Source organism: Candidatus Mancarchaeum acidiphilum (assembly GCF_002214165.1).
GTDB classification, from domain to species: Archaea; Micrarchaeota; Micrarchaeia; order Micrarchaeales; family Micrarchaeaceae; genus Mancarchaeum; species Mancarchaeum acidiphilum.
In genome coordinates, this window is the sequence record NZ_CP019964.1 from 881,750 (window position 1) to 898,794 (window position 17,045).

The 17,045-nt window shown below is 41.4% G+C and carries 13 protein-coding genes; 3 read left to right on the forward strand and 10 right to left on the reverse strand.

Annotation, left to right across the window (positions count from 1 at the left end; genetic code table 11):
* Position 1: 1 nt before the first annotated feature.
* The gene (locus tag Mia14_RS04615; RefSeq protein ID WP_088820516.1) at positions 2–361 is read right to left on the reverse strand and encodes a TATA-box-binding protein; all 360 of its coding nucleotides are present in this window, start codon (positions 359–361) and stop codon (positions 2–4) included.
* A 179-nt stretch (positions 362–540) separates the two neighbouring features.
* Between Mia14_RS04615 and Mia14_RS04620 the strand changes: the two genes are divergently transcribed.
* On the forward strand, positions 541–1,647 hold the full coding sequence (locus tag Mia14_RS04620) for an FAD-dependent monooxygenase (RefSeq protein ID WP_088820517.1): 1,107 nt from the start codon (positions 541–543) through the stop codon (positions 1,645–1,647).
* Between the two features lie 66 nt (positions 1,648–1,713).
* On the opposite strand, the gene Mia14_RS04625 is transcribed toward Mia14_RS04620, so the two are convergent.
* Together Mia14_RS04625 and Mia14_RS04630 are read right to left on the reverse strand one after the other, a co-directional pair.
* Entirely contained in the window at positions 1,714–3,471 is a 1,758-nt protein-coding gene (locus Mia14_RS04625) for a CARDB domain-containing protein (protein ID WP_088820518.1), read from the reverse strand.
* Between the two features lie 4 nt (positions 3,472–3,475).
* Positions 3,476–3,934 (reverse strand): hypothetical protein, encoded by a 459-nt coding sequence (locus Mia14_RS04630; RefSeq protein ID WP_088820519.1) that lies wholly within the window; start codon positions 3,932–3,934, stop codon positions 3,476–3,478.
* A 291-nt stretch (positions 3,935–4,225) separates the two neighbouring features.
* Between Mia14_RS04630 and Mia14_RS04635 the strand changes: the two genes are divergently transcribed.
* Positions 4,226–4,582 (forward strand): hypothetical protein, encoded by a 357-nt coding sequence (locus Mia14_RS04635; RefSeq protein ID WP_088820520.1) that lies wholly within the window; start codon positions 4,226–4,228, stop codon positions 4,580–4,582.
* A gap of 12 nt (positions 4,583–4,594) precedes the next feature.
* On the opposite strand, the gene Mia14_RS04640 is transcribed toward Mia14_RS04635, so the two are convergent.
* Both Mia14_RS04640 and Mia14_RS04645 read right to left on the reverse strand, forming a co-directional pair.
* A complete protein-coding gene (locus Mia14_RS04640) occupies positions 4,595–4,858 on the reverse strand; it encodes a hypothetical protein (RefSeq protein ID WP_088820521.1) in 264 nt (87 codons plus the stop codon).
* 58 nt (positions 4,859–4,916) lie between these two features.
* Positions 4,917–5,609 (reverse strand): DUF92 domain-containing protein, encoded by a 693-nt coding sequence (locus tag Mia14_RS04645; protein WP_088820522.1) that lies wholly within the window; start codon positions 5,607–5,609, stop codon positions 4,917–4,919.
* A gap of 322 nt (positions 5,610–5,931) precedes the next feature.
* Between Mia14_RS04645 and radA the strand changes: the two genes are divergently transcribed.
* A complete protein-coding gene (gene radA, locus Mia14_RS04650; RefSeq protein ID WP_088820523.1) occupies positions 5,932–6,882 on the forward strand; it encodes a DNA repair and recombination protein RadA in 951 nt (316 codons plus the stop codon).
* A gap of 153 nt (positions 6,883–7,035) precedes the next feature.
* Here radA and gyrA read toward each other — a convergent pair whose 3' ends face one another.
* The 5 genes from gyrA to Mia14_RS04675 all read right to left on the reverse strand — a co-directional run bounded on the left by gyrA (position 7,036) and on the right by Mia14_RS04675 (position 17,017).
* On the reverse strand, positions 7,036–9,477 hold the full coding sequence (gyrA, locus tag Mia14_RS04655) for a DNA gyrase subunit A (RefSeq protein ID WP_157891475.1): 2,442 nt from the start codon (positions 9,475–9,477) through the stop codon (positions 7,036–7,038).
* A gap of 7 nt (positions 9,478–9,484) precedes the next feature.
* Positions 9,485–11,389: a DNA gyrase/topoisomerase IV subunit B gene (locus tag Mia14_RS04660; protein WP_088820525.1), complete on the reverse strand. Its 1,905-nt coding sequence runs from the start codon at positions 11,387–11,389 to the stop codon at positions 9,485–9,487.
* A 118-nt stretch (positions 11,390–11,507) separates the two neighbouring features.
* Entirely contained in the window at positions 11,508–12,149 is a 642-nt protein-coding gene (locus Mia14_RS04665) for a hypothetical protein (protein ID WP_088820526.1), read from the reverse strand.
* 31 nt (positions 12,150–12,180) lie between these two features.
* Positions 12,181–13,650: a hypothetical protein gene (locus Mia14_RS04670; RefSeq protein WP_088820527.1), complete on the reverse strand. Its 1,470-nt coding sequence runs from the start codon at positions 13,648–13,650 to the stop codon at positions 12,181–12,183.
* Positions 13,651–13,723: 73 nt separating this feature from the next.
* The gene (locus Mia14_RS04675; protein ID WP_088820528.1) at positions 13,724–17,017 is read right to left on the reverse strand and encodes a hypothetical protein; all 3,294 of its coding nucleotides are present in this window, start codon (positions 17,015–17,017) and stop codon (positions 13,724–13,726) included.
* Positions 17,018–17,045 lie beyond the last annotated feature (28 nt).

A 17,045-nucleotide genomic window follows, 5' to 3' on the forward strand; every position in this document is an offset into this window, starting at 1 on the left:
ATCAGTTCAATGAGACGACAAATTTGGATACGACTTTTGAGACATAATCAAGGACTTCCTTTACCTCTTTTTCTGTCTTGGAGCCTGTGCATATCATCTTGCCATTCTTGAACAGTATTATCGCCTTCGATTCCGGAACCCTGAATATAGCACCAGGAAACTGCTCAGGCTCGTAATCTACCGCCTTCACGTCCTTTGACAGGCTGTAAAGGTCTATAGTCGCATGCAGATCTGCACTTACAACTATATTCTGTATATTGATCTTCGGATTGTCTAATGAAGAATTCCCGCGCTCCTTTACACTCTCTTTTGCAACGGGCTTGGATTTTGAAACTTTTTTGGGATTTTTAGCTTTGACCATGAAACCACATATATTTTATAAACTTAATCCTATTTATACCTTTTTTGTTTTAATCTGTTTATTTAGGGGGAGTTTTATACCAAATTGTAAGGTCTACTAATTTATATTTTGAATTTGTTATTCATTATAATTGCGGGAAGTGATTTAGGAGAAGTGGTAAAATTTAAAGGTGTTTTCAGTTGGGCTCCTATGACAATGTTGCTATAATAGGCGGAGGGATGGCAGGTCTGAGATTAGCGGAGAAGCTGGCTGGAAGCGATATATATGTAACTTTGTATGAAGGCAAAAGGGATGTGTCTTATCTTGCGGACAGGGCATCTGGGGTGCTTTCTGTATCTGGAGTAAACAGGCTTGGCATAGATTATTCGGGAGCACTAAAAAATGTGCTGGACGGGGCTGTTATTTACTCAAGCAGGCAGCAGATGAAGGTTGTTTCGGAAAAGCCGCAAGCCTATGTGCTTGACAGGAAATTGCTAATAAAGGAGGCTTATGCAAATGCAAAGAGGGCGGGGGCGAATATAGTTTTGGGCAAGAGGTTGGATGAGGCGGAATTGAATAGCTTGGATGATGGAAAAACGGTAATAGTTGGGGCGGATGGGCCCGCATCGTCAGTTGCTAAAGCTTTTGGCTTTACCCCTATAAAGGAATTCCTGCTGACCTACAAGGCGGTCTATGAGAATGTAAATTATCCTGAAAGCAGTATAGTGAGGTTGTTTTTTGATAATGCAATCTCGAAAGGGCTGTTCGGATGGTTGATACCTTATTCAAATGACAGGATTGAGCTTGGGCTTGGGGTAAGCGAAAAAACAAAGGGCAACAGCAAGCAGGCATTCGAAAAATTCGTAAAAAACAGCAATATCCACGCCATTGTAGATTCAAGAAAAGCCAGTTCGGAGTATGCAAGCGTAATACCTATAGGGGCGAGGAGGGTGACAGTGAAAGGAAATGTACTGCTTGTCGGGGATGCGGCAGGGCAGACGAAAGCTACCACGGGAGGGGGATTGATATTCGGGCTTTCGTGCGCTGATGTAGCCCTGCAATCGATAGTGAATGCCTTCAAGAATGGCAGGCCTTTATCTGATTACGAAAGGAGCTGGAGAAAGCTCTACGGCCTTGATCTAAACATGCATAGGAGATTGCAAAGTTATTATTCCAATTTGGACAACCGTTCAATTGACAGGGCCTTGTATCTGCTTAAAAAGCTTGGATTCGACTCGTTTTTAAGCAAGCATGGCGATATGGACAGCATTAAAACGATGATGAAAAGGGCATTCATCAGAAAATAGAATAACTGAATATGCACAAGGGCGATAGGAACCAGGATAAAAATAAAAGGAATAGAATGATATGGTTCAAACAACGTAGGGTACTGCTATTTTTGCTGTGCCTGAAATAGTGTAGGGCTTTCCGTTTTCCGTGTAATTTAGAGTCAGGTTGTAATTATCGTATGCAACATCAAGCGGGACCAATACGCTGCTGCATTCCACGCTTATGCTGCCTTCTTTGGTTGCATTTATTGTTGTATCCTCTTTATAGTGCTTCTCCAGGCCAGGCATAAAGCACGCAGCACTTGTTATTTTCACAGGGGAATCCCCATTGTTCTTGATTGTGAAGTTTGCCTTGCTTGTTGATTGATTGTATGAATCAAACCTGCAGCTTAAAGTGCTATTGGATAACTGGCAGCTGCTTTGGGCTGATGGTTTCCATGGATAAACTGATTGGTTTACCTTAAGTGCTGCTATCAGGTGGGCAGCATTTGGCACTATGCTGCTCGAATAATTGGTATATGTAAATGAATACATTGAAAGCATATACCTATTGCCTACTTCATTGGACTCTGCCATGCTGTAATTGGCAAATGCAGATGCTTGGTATACTGGGCTTATCAAGTAAGAGCACAGTTCTAGGTTCTCTGAGGAATTGCTTGATATCTGGCCCTTGCATGTCATATTTGAATCCTTTAAAGAAACGTTGTATTTGGAGATATTTGAGGCAAAATTCCCATAAGGGTTTTCGAACAGATTCATCTGGGATATTGAATTTGAATTTATAGATGTTGAAAAACCGGTGTAAGTCGAATTTGTGTAAAGGAAACCGCTTGAGTAATTCATGAGTGCCTTGCTGCTGTTCAAGGATGCTTCCAACACGCTTGCTTCTTTAGGGGTGTAATTGCTTGATATAATATTCCTGCACGTGTAGTTACCGGATGCGTTGTATACAGATAATACCTTTACCCAACCATTGTTCTGTGAGGTACATATGCTTGTGAAGTTGCTGTACTTGAAGTAAACTCCATCGGTACCAGATAGGTTAAATGCCGAATATGAAAGGGTGTTTTTGCGCAATAGTGTATTTAAGTATTGGGCAGTTATATTTCCATTCATCCACAAGCTTGATATCCTTGCTCCGCTGCTGTAATTTGCGTATACGCCATTCATTATGTGTACAAGAAGCGCTAGGTCTGTTATTGAATTGCCGACCGCAGGATAAGCGGGCCCAAACAAGTTCTTGAAGTAAGATATGTTATAATTTAAGGCCTCAATTGAGGAGAATGCTATGCCTTTTGGATAAAGTGTAAACTCCTTTGTAGATGTTATATTCAGATTTGGTATTGATACGTATAGGTCTGGCTTTTCTGGGACTGCGACAGGAACCGCAAATGATTGATGTGACAGATCCCTGTTCTTTAAGTTTAGTAGGTTGGCAGGATCCGCTACAGCTTCGAATGTGTAATTGCCGCTATTGTTGAATGTGTAGCTTATTGAAAGGTTTACTTCGGATTTCGGCGGCAGGGTTATTACATATGAATGGAGTTTATTTCCATTGACGTATACCAGCATTGGAAGCTTGCTTAGCTTGCTTGTGCCTATGTTGATTACAGTGAGCTTGGCGCTTAGGGTATTGAATGGATACATGGTTGTATTGGCATGATAATTGACTGGTGAGAATTCAACTTTAACCGAATACGATCCTGCTTGTGTAAATGAATATGATACATAGATTATTGCAACCGCTATTATGATAGCAATTGCATAAAGCCATATCGCAATTGAGCTTTTTTGACCTTCGTTGGTTTTTTTATCTTTATTTTTAGATTTTGAATCTGACAAATTATCACCTTTTTTTTAGCTCACTTATTACTGTAAGCACCTTCTCCTTTATCGGGTTTATCTTAAAATCTATTAAATTGCCCAGCCATTCTGACTCATCATATTTTTTAGCGTCTTCTGGAAGAACCAAAAAGTATTTTCCTTTTGAATGGCTTATAAGGCCTAAATTGCTGAACTGCAGAAGGTGGTATCTGAGGGTCTTTTCATTGATTGCGCTCCAGTTTTTGCTTATGTATTCCGACAGGTCGTTTACTGATGGGTCTGATTTCTCATTGAACTGAAAGTATAGTATTGCATCAAATACATAAATTGCGTTCAGCCTTGATTCTCCTGGATTTATTATTCCTAGTGATATCGCAAGCCATCTTACCATGGACCTGCGGGTCTCGAGCACTTCTGAGGTTAGCCTAAGATTTCTTAGTATGATTTCACTTTCTATAAGCTTTGATTCGTTGAGACCCAAATAAACACCTCTATGCTTCTGTTTGCTGTTAGCGCGTAACTTTCTCTTTTATTTTACTATTTTATAATTAAAAAATGGCTACCTAAGACTTGCTTTTATTTTTCCTGTTTTCAAAAGGTATAAATTTAATTGCTCCCTTAAAATATAAAATACCTTTGGTTATGGTACCGTTGATAAAAGTGTTATTTAAAGTTGCACAGGAGCCGGCAATTTATTTTCGATACATATAAATTTAAAAACAATGATAATAGGTTGATAAAGTCATTTCGTATACGATATACTGGTGATTGGTTGGAAAAGAAAGATATAAAGATTGCATTTTCACCTGGAAAATTGAAGAGTCTGCAAAAGAACGAGATATTGGCTACAGTTAAGCTTTCCAATAATTCTGACAAATACTGCTGGTATGAATTTGATGTCAACTTGAATTCCCCGCTGTCGTTGACTTATGACCAGGAGCTTGATAAGGGCAGGTTCAGGGTAGGGATATTGGAGCCTAAGACAGTAAAGGGCAAGGATTTCAAGATATTTACGATGGACGACCTTAAACCAGGAATCCACAAGATTAACTTTACAATATATGTATACGATGGGGATGCTGTAATATCGGACAGACTGGATTATGAGATAGGAATAGAGTCCGTTTGATGGTTTTCCTTTTTATAGGTTAAGAAAATCCTTTATTCCCATCCCTTTCGGGAATGCCCTTGCCGTTTGGCTTTGCACTGGAAGTCCAGCTTCTTCTGATATCCTCTGAAGCTCTGCAAACCCTATTAGTTTTTCCGAGAACAGTTCTGTATACTCCAAATTCCCCTGTTTTATTTTTTTTACTGTGAACCTGATTTTTTGTCGTATGCCCGATCTGTTTACTTCAAATGTCGCTTCTCCTTCCTTCAATATTTTTTTAGCAGACTCACCAACCATAAAATGCACCGGTATAAGCCAATTGGTATTTTCTTGTATTTAAGGATTTCAGTGAAAATTAGAACAAAAGCAGGAATATTGTCAGTGCTATTATGCTTCCGAAGACGCTTGCAAAGAAATTGGAGGTATATTTGTTGCCTTTCCCATTTTCTTCAAAATAACCTAGTATTGAATCGAATAATGTACCTGCAAGCCCGCCCAGTATTGCTGCAACAAACAGCCATAGCATGCTTATTCCTGCGGAGCCAAAATAGCCTATCCAGGGGAGCATTACAAGACTTTGCAGAAATGCGGCCAAAATGCCTGCGGATATCCCAAGCCATGTCACTGCGCCGGAAGTGCCTTTCTTGACGCGCTTTAATGTAAGAAGCATTATCGGCTCCCCATCCAAAACCCCTATCTCGCTGCCGAATTTATCGGCTGTTATCGCCGCAACGCTCCCTATAAATGCAAATATCAGCGCATATTTTAAAAACTGGTTTGAGCTTAGGAAGTAGTAGGCGAGAACCAGCAGGAATGGCCAGAGGCCGTTTGCAATAACGTTCTTTATACCACGAGTGTCCTCAAAAAGCTTCCTTTTGAGCTTGTACTTTTTTCCAATGAAACTGACTATCGCGGACAGGACCAAAAACCATAGCATCATAAAGAAGAAGAATAGTCCCAGCCCTCTCCCTAAAAATACGATTAGCAAGCCCATAATTAACCCAATAACGGTTGCTTTTGGTGTTAATGTCAGAAAATTAAGCTTCATTCACTCCACTTTAGATATTCTTAGTTCAATAATCGCAAAACAGATAGAAGTACATTCATAAAATTCAAAATTTGTAATGCTACTAGTTTTCCATTTCTTTTATAAATTTAAATATCTTGGTATAGAAAACCATTTAAATATTAAACTTGAAAGTATATCTAGTTCTATACTGTGGAAGGTCATAGAACTGGTCGCCTTGTCAGCATGGTAAAACATGCTGACCTATTTCTTGTTTGATGATCTTAATTTTCAATTCACTAAACTATTATATATTTTGTTTGTCCAATAGTACTGTAAAACGGTTTGCCGTCAGGATGTTTTCATGGTAAAAGATAAAGTCGTAAGAGAAATTGATGATTTGCCAGGTATTGGCGAGGCAACTGCAGAGAAGCTTAGGAATGCAGGAATAGATTCGTTGGACAAGATAGCTGTATATGCCCCGCATGACCTGGCAGACCTGATAGGCATAAGCCCCGAAGCTGCCAAGAAGGCCATTGCAGCGGCACAGGAAGCTACCACTATAAATTATTCTACGGGCAACGAGGTAGACAGCTTTAGAAGGGAACTTGGAAAAATATCGACTAGCTCAAAGAACTTGGATGAGCTTATAGGAGGAGGAATAGAGACGAAGGCAATCACGGAGATATATGGAAAGTTTGCATCGGGGAAAACACAGATTGGATTCCAGCTATCTGTAAATGCCCAGCTCCCAAAGGAACAGGGCGGGATAGAAGGCAATGTACTGTTTATAGACACTGAAGGAACATTCAGGCCTGAGAGGATAGAGTCTATGGCAACAAGCAAGGGCATGGATCCGGAAAAAGCTTTGGAGAACATCATGGTTGTCAGGGCCACGACCACGGACCAACAGATTCTTACGGTTGAACGTGCCGACAAGCTTATAGTGGAAAAGAACATAAAGTTAATCATAGTTGACTCTGTCACAGCGTTGTTCAGGGCCGAATTCATAGGCAGAGGCGCTTTAGGTGAACGCCAGCAGAAGCTTAACTCGCACATACACAAGCTTCAATTGCTTGCGGACAAGTACAATGCAGCAATATACATTACCAACCAGGTGATGGACAATCCTGGAATACTTTTTGGAGACCCTACTACACCTATAGGAGGCAATGTGATAGCTCATGCAGCTACGACAAGACTTTACATTAGGAAAAGCAAGGAGGATAAAAGGATTGTCAGGCTTGTTGACTCCCCGGACATGCCGGATGGGGAATGTATTATAAGAGTTACTCCTGGAGGCATAACAGACTAATCCTAGTCCACTTTGCCGTTTTAAATAGGGCTTAAACTAGCTGCATTATTCTTATTGGCATTAATTTGCATATAAGATAGCCAGCAATGCAGGATTAGAAAATTTGCGTATTGTTTATCGGATTTTGATTATATATGCATAATACGAGAGTTATCAAGGATTCGGCTGTATCTCGCCAGTATCCTCCTTGCCCTCAATTGCCATTGCAGTTGCAAGGCTGTCATCTTTCTCTATCTTCATCACCCTTACACCGCTCGCGTTCCTGCCTGTTTTCCTTATGCCTTTTGCCTCTACTTGTATGGCAACACCTTTCATGCTGGTAAGCATGAACTGGCTGTCCAAGCTGGTGCACAGCGCAATGACTACATCGCCGGTCTTTTGCGTCACCTTTAGGTTGCGGACCCCTACACCGCCTCTCCTTTGCAGGCGGTATTCACTTATCACAGTGGCTTTCCCGTAACCGTGCTCTGTAAAGGTGAATACAAGGTCTGAGTCGGAAGCGGTTATCACATTCCTCACAGAATCGCCTTCTCTCAACCTTATTCCTATTACACCGCTCGCGTTCCTGCCTAAAGGCCTAAATCCGGATTCTTTGAACCTTACCGCCAAGCCCTTCTTGGTGATTATCAAGATGTTAGAGTCTCCTGTCGACAGCACTACATCAACCAAGCTGTCTCCGTCCCTCAATGCCAGTGCCCGTATTCCTTTTGACCTTGGATGAGAGAAAAGCTCGGACTTGGTCTTCTTTATGATCCCCTTTTCCGTTATGAATATTATAAACTTCCCCTCGAAGGTTCTTGTATTTATTATTTCGACAATCTGCTCGTTTTCGCCCAGATTGACCAGGTTAACCGCTGCCTTTCCTGACGAATATCTGCCGGTTTCCGGAATTCCGTAAGCTTTCAGCCAGTGCACCTTGCCTAAGCTGGTTATGAACAGCAGGTAATCCTTGGACATGCAGTTTATGCTGCGCTTTACAAAATCGCCCTCCTTAAGGTCTATGCTCCTTACTCCTTTTCCGCCCCTTCTCTGGGTGCGGTATTCACTTGCGCTCACCCTCTTCAAGTAGCCCTGCTTTGTGAGAAGTACCAAGTTTTCTTCGTCTTTTATCAGATCTTCGTTGGTTATGTTTGCATAGTTAACATTTGGCTCTATGGAAGTTGCCCTTTCCTTGGAGTATCTGCTCTTTACGCTTTCTGTCTCCTCTTTAATGATTGAATAAACTTCGTTTTCATCAGATAGCACTTTGTTGTAATATTCAATATTGCCCGTAAGTGTCTTGTCTTCTGCCTCAAGGGATGTCTTTTCAAGATTGGTAAGCTTGCTCAATTTCATATCTAATATAGCATTTGACTGCTTTTCAGAGAGGTTGAAATTGGACATTATAGCTTCCCTTGCTGCCTTTGTGTCCGAACTTGATTTTATTGTGTTTATTATTGAATCGATATCGCTTATTGCGATAAGTAGGCCCTTTACAATGTGAAGCCTATCCTCAGCCACCTTCAAGTCGTGTGCGGTCCTGTTTCTTACTACAGAAATCCTATGCTCCACAAATATCTTTATGAAATTTCTGATGTTAAGTGTCAGCAGCCTGTTTCCCATTACTGCAATATTCATTACAGGAAGTGAAATCTGCAATTGCGTATGCTTGTATAGCAGGTTCATCACGAATTCGGGATCCACATCATTCTTTACCTCTATATATATGCGTATTCCTTTCTTGTCGCTTTCATCTCTGAGCGCAGATATTGAAGTTATTATTTTATCCTTTACCAATTCCCCTATCTTCTGTATCAGTGTTGCTTTGTTGACAGTATAAGGTATCTCTGTGACTATAATCACGTTCCTCTTGCCTATGTTCTCTATATGGTAGCGAGCCCTTATGGTGACAGTTCCCCTTCCTGTAAGATACGACCTTCTTAGGTCTTCGGTATCAAAAACTATTCCGCCGGTGGGGAAATCGGGCCCTTTTATGAACTTTAGCAAATCTTCTGAAGTTGCATCTTTGTTGTTTATGTATTCTATTATGGCATCCGATACTTCTCCCAGATTATGTGGGAGTATGTTTGTCGCTACGCCCACTGCTATACCTGATGAGCCATTTATAAGAAGGTTTGGCAGCTTGGAAGGAAGCACGACAGGCTCTCTTTCGGTATTGTCAAAATTTGGCACGAATGGAACCGCGTCTTTATCAAGATCCTCAAGCATGTCTTCTGCAATTCTCCTCAGCCTTACTTCTGTATAACGCTGTGCTGCTGGCGGGTCTCCATCTATTGACCCCATATTTCCCTGACCCTCAACCAGCATGTAGTTCATTGAGAAATTCTGTGCCATCCTGACAAGCGTCTCGTATGCCGCGGCGTCTCCGTGCGGGTGGTACTTTCCTATCACTTCTCCTACGATCCTTGCACTTTTTTTAGTAGGTTGGTCATGCAGGTTGTTTATCTGATACATTGCATACAGTATCCTGCGCTGGGCAGGCTTTAACCCATCCCTGGCATCCGGAAGGGCCCTTCCTACTATTACACTCATTGCATAGTCGATGTAGCTCTTCTGCATCTCATTCTCTATAGGAACTTCAATATTTTCACTCATATAATCATCAAACATCTAAGAAAGAAACTTCGGTGGAATGGGCTTCCAGGAATTTTCTCCTATCCTCAACATTTGCACCCATAAGCGTATTGAATATGGAATCCGCAAGTTCTGCATCTTTTATCGTTATCTTCTTCAGTACTCTGTTCTCTGGATTCATTGTCGTCTCCCAAAGCTGATCGGGATTCATTTCTCCTAATCCCTTATATCTGTTGACAAGCCCCTTGCCGTTGTTCTCCTTCAATATCTGGTTCATTTGCTCGTCGTTGTAAGCATATTTTACCTCCTTGCCTATTGTTATCTTGTAAAGTGGAGGCTGGGCCGCATATATGTATCCTCTCTCTATTACCTCCTTTAGGTACCTGTAGAAAAATGTAAGCAGCAGCGTTTCTATATGGCTTCCATCCACATCTGCATCTGTAAGGAATATGATTTTATGATAACGAAGGTTTTCTATGTTGAATGAGTCCTTTATTCCAGTCCCCAATGCTGTTACCAATGTGTGCAGCTCTGCATTGTTAAATATCTTTTCGGTGGATGCTTTTTCTACATTTAACACTTTGCCCCTCAATGGCATTATGGCTTGGTACATCCTGTCCCTTCCCTGCTTACTGGAGCCTGCTGCGCTGTCCCCTTCTACTATGAATATTTCTGATTTGCTTGGATCATTTTCCGTGCAGTCTGCAAGCTTTCCAGGAAGGACCGAGCCTTCAAATAGGCTTTTCTTTCTTGCCAACTCCCTCGCTCTCCTAGCGGCTTCTCTAGCCTCTGAAGCTTTGAGAACTTTTTCCACTATTTTGGCGGCTTCCGCGGGATTTTCTTCTAAATAATATGATAATTCAGTGTAGACTGCATTCTCTACAATCTGCTTTACAAAGGTATTTCCGAGCTTTTCCTTTGTCTGCCCTTCAAATTCCGGGTTCTGCATTAGGATTGATATTATTCCTATTAACCCCTCCCTAGTATCCTCTCCTTCAATATTGATGTTGGACTTCTTGACATTTTTCTGCACATATGAGGTTATTGCCCTTGTCAGGGCAGAGTGAAATCCGGATACATGCATTCCTCCTTCTGGGGTTTTAATGTTATTTACAAAAGATAACAGCTCCTCACTGTAAGATTTGATATATTGTATTGACACGCTTATCTTTGTGTCATTTACTTCCTTGGTTATCAATATAGGCTTTGATATCTCTTCTTTACCTGACCTTATGTAGTCCATGAAATCGGTTATTCCTTTTTCAGAGAAGAATTCGGTTTTTGTCTCCTTTTCGTCCCTAGCATCTGTAAGTGTTATTTTTAGGCCGGGATTAAGATAGGTAACATCCCTCAGCCTATCTATAAGTGAAACGACATCAAACGATCCGACCGAAAATATCTCCTTGTCGGGCTTGAACTTTATAGTTGTGCCTGTTTCTGTTGTATCCCCTAATACTTCTAAAGATGATATTGGCAAGCCCCTGCTGAATTCTTCTTTGTAAAGCTTGCCGTTCTTCTTTACCGTCACTTGTGTGTATTCTGAAAGCGCATTTACGACCGTGAGCCCGACACCGTGCAACCCTCCCGAAACCTTGTAGGTTTTGTTGTTGAATTTTGCACCTGAATGCAGGGATGTCATTATAACTTCAAGAGCGGGTTTGTTCGTGCCTGCCATTATATCTACTGGTATGCCTCTTCCATCATCGGAAACCTCCGCTACATCTGTATTGTCTTCAGTAGTCAGCTTTATGGTTATATTTTTGCAGTAGCCAGATATTGATTCGTCTATTGAATTATCTATTACCTCGTATAATAGATGAAGAAAACCAGCGCTCCCTGTAGAGCCAATATACATTCCAGGTCTTTTACGGATACCTTGTGCTCCGGTTAATACCATTATATCTTTTGCACTATAATCATCAGGCATAATCACTCATCCAATCTAATTTAAATAGCAACTAGTTTACTACCAGTTATCATTATCAATTTAACCTTTTAAGCCTTTCTAATCTCTTAATTATATGCTTCAAAAAGAGGAAAAAGAAGCGCTTTCATTTATAGGACTGGAACCCTTCATAAATTTCTGAGATTCCTCTGATCACTATGTAGGTAACCAATATTGCAGTCAATATATAACCTATTATTATTGGGTAATTCAGTATCCATACAAGCATCAAGTAAGAGAAGGTCACAAACTTTACTGCTTGTATCCCAAATCTGCTTGCATTTGAAGAAAACAGTGCCTCAGTGAACTTGGATTTCATCTTTGATGATGTCCCTTTGGATGCGAGCATAGCATCAGCAAATGAATGCCTTACTATGATTATAAGTATTACAAATAGGGGGAGGACGTGTAGAAATACAAAAGTTGCCCACAATGCATACTCTGTTACTCGGTCACCTGCAATGTCTAGCCTTGGCCCATAAGGGGCTATCTTGGAAACGGACTGCTTATATGCGACAACCCTCTTATGCTCTTTCTTGTTGCCGATTGCGCTTTTAATGTATGTAATTAGGCTTATTTTGCCCTTGCTTGCCTCGCTGACTGCAAAGAATCCATCCAATGCGTCAGACGCAAGATCCAATGCGAAAAGTACTATTATGACCCATGCATTGAACTTTATCACAACCAGATAGACAATGAGTATCATTACTGCAGTTCTTATATAGGTTGTCAGGTCCGCCTTTCTCAAATTAATCATCTTCTTTTGAAATTAGGCCAAATCAGCTGGCGGTTACATTTGCTGATGCAAATACGCCGTTCTCTCCCATTACTACTACTTTGTACTGCTCTCCCTCTATCGGCATTATTATAGGGTTGTGGAATGGCAGGTGTATTAAAGTCCCATTAACCCTCGATCTCATTGTAAAGTTGCCAGAGACGTTGAAACCCTTTCCTGATCCGTTAGCCGATGCCGAACCTGCTCCCCTTATGATTGGTGAAGGTATGCCTCTTATGGGTGATAAAGAGCCATAATAAGTGAATGTTTCATTGCTGTGGGGGCTTATCACATATCCTTTTTGGGCATATGGGAACTGGTAGTTGAAAGGCAGCTCAAGGCTACCATTTGAAAGCACAAGGAAGTTCAATACATTATGGTACTGGTATCTGAACATCTCCGCGTTTGCAACTTCTGCTGATATGCTGAGATTTGACATGTTGTAGCGCTTAAGGTTGGAATAGACAGAAACATTTATGCTGCTAGCTATATTTTTAGGCAAAAAGTTGCTTAAACCCTGAATTATCTGGTTGTTTCTTGTCATATTTTGAGGTATTGTGTGGTTCGTGCTGCTGTTCGCCCCTAGCACGAATATAGGCTTTACTTTGTAAGAGGCATTAAATGGCATCATTGGTGAAATTCTTCCATAATTGATGCCCTCAAGCTGCATATTTCCATACAGCATCACATTGCGTATAATGATTGGGTAATTGTTGTTGTTCCTTACGGTTATTCTCAAGTTTGTCTCATTGCTGCTGTTGTTTATGGCAAGGTATGTGCTTGTTATAGTTACATTTGGCCGGTAATTCCCGAATTCACTGCGTATGCTGCTATTTATTTGGATGTGCATATGTATCCTGGCAGTCGTTGAATTTGCATAGTGTTTGGTTAATCCAAAAGCTTGCCCATAAGGCTCAAGCCCGAACTTTGTCTGGTTGTTTGTTGCATTGTAAAATTCCATTACCCCTGGGTTTAGCCTAATCATCAATCCGGTGTCATTTTTGATAAAGGAAAGTACAGCTATTTGCGATGAACCATTTATTATGTTTAAAGGGTAGGTATTGTTGTCAATTACAATATACCCCGACTTTATATTTATGGCGACACTTCTTATCAAGGTGTTGCTGGGTATTTTTACGACCGCAATGACATCGGAGTAGTTGCTTAGGTTCATCAGGTTCACTGATCCATAAGCAGAGAAGTTCTCCTTGATGCCATTTTCTGTGAGAACTGAGAAATTGGTATAATTAAGGACCAATGACGAAGTGCCGGGAGGTGCTGAAAGAGGGTCGGTCAGCTCGACTGCTATAGTCTTGTTGGCTGGCGCAAATGTGGTCACTGTGGTGCTTGGCACTGTGGTCACTTTGGTTGGTATAGTTACTATAAAGTAAATACCTATCCCTATTATGATAATGCCTATTATTAAGTATAAGACTTTTTTGGGATCAAAACTCCTACTTTCTTCGTAGTCCATTTTAACACAATTAGTATAATGTATTAATTAATATAAACTTTACCTTTTAGTGCCAAAGTGTCTACATAACTGTTCAAGGCATTGTGTAGTTGTTATGTACGTATGATGGTTTAGGGACTTGAGGAGGTAGCTTGCCCGTGAAATTGTTAAGCTCAAACGCCTTAAGTGGATCTGTATAGTTTACCAAGTTTGTGCCTTTCGAGTCATTTATGTAAGAATATACCTGGTGGAATCCAGGAAGCTCATTGAGGAAGAAGCCTTTGTAGAAATTCGATGTGTAGAATTGGGTAGGCGCATCTGTGATTGTGCCGTTTGGACCGTTTGGAGTATAAATCGCCATATATTCCTCAAATGGGGTTTCCACTCCGCTTATGTTTAGGTACTGTATACCTATATTGTCCTGCAGGTTTATGTATGAATTTGTAGGGGTATCGTTGCTTGTGTATAACTGTACCGCACCGTTTGAATTAGGTACTTCGCTCATGCATTCATACTGGCTATTTATTGATTGATTTGTTATAGTATATATCCTTGCGAACTGGTTGCTGCTTGTAGAGAATGAGCAGTAATCGGATAGTGAAGGGCCTGATGAGTAGTAAGGGTCAAGGACCACATAAGGTACAAGCACATACTCTGGATCGTGCTCTATTTCACATGGCGATGTGCCTAGTACATATGGTTGGCCTGTTCCTGCAGCTGCTGCCTTCGCATACGCCTCAGAAGTCCCATTAACGTATACGCACCCTAAGAAGTCCAAAGCGCCCCATTTGTCTATTAACCCTTGATCAAAGACGGCGTATGCTGTCTGGTTCGTGTTCATCATGTTTGCCATTTCACTTGTGTTGAATCCGTACTTAGGCCCAAGCACGTAGCTTGCGGCTACAGCCTCGTCTTCAGTTGCATTGGCATTATCTCCCCTGATTACTGCATTTGAATGCCCAAAGAAGTTTATCCAGTCACCATAATCCCACCATGAAAGTACACGAGGGGCGTTTGGGCCCACATTTGCGGACAGCCACTTTCCAAACGAAATCCAGTAGGTTGGGACTGTATTGCAGAAGAAATCCGCACCCATTTCATTGTTGCATGCTGCTGTTGTATTTCCCGCTGAATAATACGCTTGCGAGACTATTGCGGATGTGAAAGATGAAGATTCGCCTTGCAATAGTGAGCCTTTGAGCAGGCTCCCAGCTATAACTATTATAAGGAACAGCCCAAGCAAAGAGTACATTGCCTTGTTCTTGTACGAGTATTTGAATATGAGAATCAAAAGCGCGATTATCGCAAGTATTGTTGATACAAAGAACAGCCCTATTATAAGAACGGAATATACGTAGGTCTTGTTTTCCTTGAATATGTCGGATAGGTTTGATATATTGATCTCCTGCTTTAGCTTGAACTTTGAAGCTATCAGGTAAAGTATTTCGCCAAGCATTATGCAGAACAGAAGTATGAACGCGATTCCAAAATGGGGAAGGTATTCGACTTCAATGAAACCTACGTACATCAAAGGCAAAGCTACTGCCAGATAGAATACTCCGGTTTCACTCCTCCTGTAGGCTATGCTTACAAGTATAAGCAATACGGATATTGCAGATACAAGCCATACCATTATAGGGACTCCGAATATGGACGATCCCACAAGACCGAACCCAGCAGCGCCGAAATTGTACAGCAGACCTGAAGGCTCATATTCTGCCACTGTCATGAATAAGGCAGACGATGGGCTAGTGAACTTCTTAGAAATGTCAAGTACTTTTATTATAGGCTTTCCCAAAGGCGTGAATGCCATCGCTATAAGAGCTATCACGGCAATCGCAATTATCCACTCAATATAGGCGGTCCTGTCTATTTTCTTGAAAAGTATGTTGTACTTATTCAGCAGCTTTGGTCCGTAGTCAAGCACCGCAACCAGCAGAAGCGCCAATGCCGGGCCTGAAACCGTTAAGGGTATGCCTAGTATCTTTGGCACATTAACGCTGAATGTAGCATGGTAAGGAGTGTATGCTGCAAGGAACACCGCTATCGTTATAAGCACTATTATATTCATCTTGTAGAACCCTTTTGGGATACCTTTTCTTGCAGCAAGGTCAATTATCCCTTCAAATATAATGTATACTGCCAAAACTCCCATATCAACGGTATAGTAGTGCGCGCCTAGGAACGTGAATGCAAATGCCACCCCTGCGAATATTGCGAGCCTCACGCTATTCTTGTCCTTGACCGCCAATAGATATGCCATGAAGAAGAAGAACAATGAGAATATGCCCCATGGCTCTGTAAGCTGTTGCCCTGCAGTAAACTCTGTCACAAGAACGGGCATTGTGGCTGCAAGCGATGCACCTATAAGGGCTATGTACTTGCCGTACTCCTTGTACAGCATCATAAATATTACAAAGACTAGAATCGCACCGACTATCGGAGGATAAAAGCTGCTTGTATACGACATCAGAGCATTGTTTAGAACAGTGTAATGAGGCCCGAGGTAATTTGCCAAGCTGTACCAGTACGCTTCAAGATAAGGGAGCAAAGGCTGCGCCCTTGTTATGACCCCCTTGGATATTGTAGGCCAAGCAAAATATGTGTACTGGGGCTGATACCCATAAGTCAACAGCGCTTCCGTGCCTATCATATAGTAGTATGGATCAAACTGGAAGAATACCGGGGCTATTACCTCGCTCTCCATCCCGATCACAAATGACGCGATTATCAATAGTATAAGAACCTCGTATACCCAATGAGTCTTTATCTTGTCTGCAAGATTTGTCTGGTTGGATCCGTTGTTTGCCTGCTTTGGCGCGGACAGTTTTTCAAGAAGGGACATTTCTTCCTGCTTGTGGTCCAGCATCATTGTAGAGTTGCGTTCCCTGAACTCCTTCTCGAAATTTATTTTTTCTTCGCCTTCGAGCTTCTCCAATGAGTCTTCATAATGGCGCAGAGATTCGGATTCGTCGGTCTTGTGGTTCTCCACCATCTTCTTCCCTTCATCGTATGAATCAAGCTTTGACCTTATATCCTCGATGGATAATTGATAAAGGGATTTGTCGCTAACCTTTGGCTTTGTGAATTCACGAAGCTTTGAAAAAGAGAATACGCCTTGCCAGAAGCACAGGATTATACCTATTATTGTAAGCACTAGCGCATTTGCTTCAAACAGCCCGAGCGAGAATGTAAAGAAATGCATATAAGGTATCAGATAAGCTTCTACCCATGTCATAGTTGGAGTAGCCACCAGACCAAATACAAAACCTATTATAGATATATCTACAAGGTTGAGCTTGGTCTTTCGCAAGAGTGCAAGCGCCAAGAGCTCTCCTGGTACAAATAGAGTTATAAACGCAACAATTATAGCTAAAACCGCACTCATAATTTAAAAACACCTAATTTTAAATGGA